Below are 2,019 nucleotides of genomic sequence, written 5' to 3' on the forward strand. Positions count from 1 at the left end.
CAACGCCTTCCCGCAGTCGCTGACGGTGGACCTCGGTTCGGCCAAGACCGTCGGCCGGCTGGTGCTGAAGCTCCCCGCGGGCTGGGGCGCCCGCACCGAGAACCTCTCGGTACTGGGTTCGACGAACAACAGCAGCTACACCACCTTGAAGGCGTCGGCCGGTTACACCTTCGACCCCGGCAGCGCCGACACCGTCACCGTCGGCCTGACCCCCACGTCCACCCGCTACCTCCGGCTCACCTTCACCGCAAACACCGGCTGGCCCGCCGGCCAGCTCTCCGAGCTGGAGGCATACGCCTCCTGACCTCTCGCTCCGCGCCGGGGTGACGATCTAGAGTCGGACACCATGGACTACCGTCACCTCGGCCGCAGCGGCCTGATCATCAGTGAAATCGCCTACGGAAACTGGCTCACCCACGGCTCGCAGGTGGAGGAGGACGCGGCCACCGCGTGTGTCGGTGCCGCGCTGGAAGCGGGCATCACCACCTTCGACACCGCCGACACCTACGCGGGGACCCGCGCCGAGTCGGTCCTGGGCCGGGCGCTGAAGGGTGAGCGCCGTGAAGGTCTGGAGATCCTCACCAAGGTCTTCTGGCCGACAGGCCCCGGTCGCAACGACCGGGGCCTGTCGCGCAAGCACATCATGGAGTCCATCAACGGCTCGCTGCGGCGGCTGCAGACGGACTACGTGGACGTGTACCAGGCGCACCGCTTCGACCGGTTCACGCCGCTGGAGGAGACGATGGAGGCGTTCGCCGACGTCGTGCACGCCGGCAAGGCGCACTACATAGGTGTCTCGGAGTGGACCGCCGACCAGATACGCCGGGCCCACGCCCTGGCCCGGGAACTGCGCGTCCAGCTGGTGTCCAACCAGCCCCAGTACTCGGCGCTGTGGCGGATCATCGAGGGCGAGGTCGTGCCCACCTGTGAGGAACTGGGCCTCGGCCAGGTGGTGTTCTCCCCCATCGCGCAGGGCGTGCTGACCGGCAAGTACAAGCCGGGCCAGCAGCCGCCGGACGGATCGCGGGCCACCGACGACAAGGGCGGCGCGAACATGATCGGCCGCTTCCTGCGGGACGACCTGCTGGAGCGGGTGCAGCAGCTCCAGCCGCTGGCCGCCGAGGCCGGCCTGTCGCCGGCGCAGCTGGCCGTGGCCTGGGTGCTGCAGAACCCGAACGTGTCGGCGGCGATCATCGGCGCCTCCCGCCCCGAGCAGGTGGCCGAGAACGCGAAGGCCGCCGGGGTACGCCTGGAGGCGGAGCTGATGGCGCGGATCGAGGAGATCCTGGAGCCGGTCGCGGTCACCGACGCCAAGCGCGTCCACGACAACGTTCCGACGCAGCGGCCGTAGGCTCGGTCCGTGCTTCGCAGGGTGGCAGCCGGGTCGGCCGGAGTCCGGCGGCATCGGCTGCTGCTCCCGGCCGGGCTCGCGCTGGCCTTCGCCGCGGTGGCGTCGGTGGTGCTCAGCCGGTCCGGCGTTCCGTACCCCTTCGACACCGGTCCGCACCGTTGGTCGCTGGCGCACCGGACGCACACCACGGCCACCGCGGTCCGCTATGTGACCGACGCCGGCGCCGGGCCGTTCACGCCGTTGGCGGCGGCCCTCGGCGGCTGGCTGGCCGGCCGCTCCCCGGCCCGGCGCCGGCTGGTGGCCGCCGTCCTCGCGGAGCTGGTGTTCCTCGCCGGCCAGGCGCTGCGGGGCGCGGTGATGAACGCCGCCGACCGCCCCCGACCGCCGGCCGCGCAGTGGGCGGTGCGGGTCTCGGGCAGCTCTTTCCCCTCGGGCCACACCACGTCCAGTGCGATGGCCGCGGGCCTGCTCGGGCTGGGGGCTGCTGCGGGCCCTGCCGGGCGGGGCGGGGCGGATCCTGGCGGGGCTGGGCGCGGCGGTCGCGGTGGCGGTGGGCTGCTCGCGGGTCTATCTGGGCGTGCACTGGCCGAGCGACGTGCTGGCCGGCTGGCTGCTGGCCGCGCTCTGGCTCGGCCTCACCCTGCCGCCGCTGACCGCCTTTCTGGACC

Annotated in this window: 3 protein-coding genes; all 3 read left to right on the top strand. The window is 72.7% G+C overall.

The genetic code is table 11. The features are described 5' to 3' along the window. Positions 1–304: discoidin domain-containing protein (locus GA0115240_RS33105; RefSeq protein WP_141709051.1), on the top strand; the 304-nt coding region annotated here is incomplete at its 5' end. 42 nt (positions 305–346) lie between these two features. Then, positions 347–1,351 (top strand): aldo/keto reductase family protein, encoded by a 1,005-nt coding sequence (locus GA0115240_RS33110; protein ID WP_093742543.1) that lies wholly within the window; start codon positions 347–349, stop codon positions 1,349–1,351. A 448-nt stretch (positions 1,352–1,799) separates the two neighbouring features. After that, on the top strand, positions 1,800–2,019 hold a 220-nt coding region (locus GA0115240_RS33120; RefSeq protein WP_141709052.1), incomplete at its 3' end, for a phosphatase PAP2 family protein.

The organism is Streptomyces sp. DvalAA-14, from assembly GCF_900091855.1.
GTDB lineage: Bacteria > Actinomycetota > Actinomycetes > Streptomycetales > Streptomycetaceae > Actinacidiphila.

Coding starts and splice junctions, on each gene's coding strand:
- GA0115240_RS33110 (WP_093742543.1), top strand. CDS start 347: ATGGACTACCGTCACCTCGGCCGCAGCGGCCTGATCATCAGTGAAATC.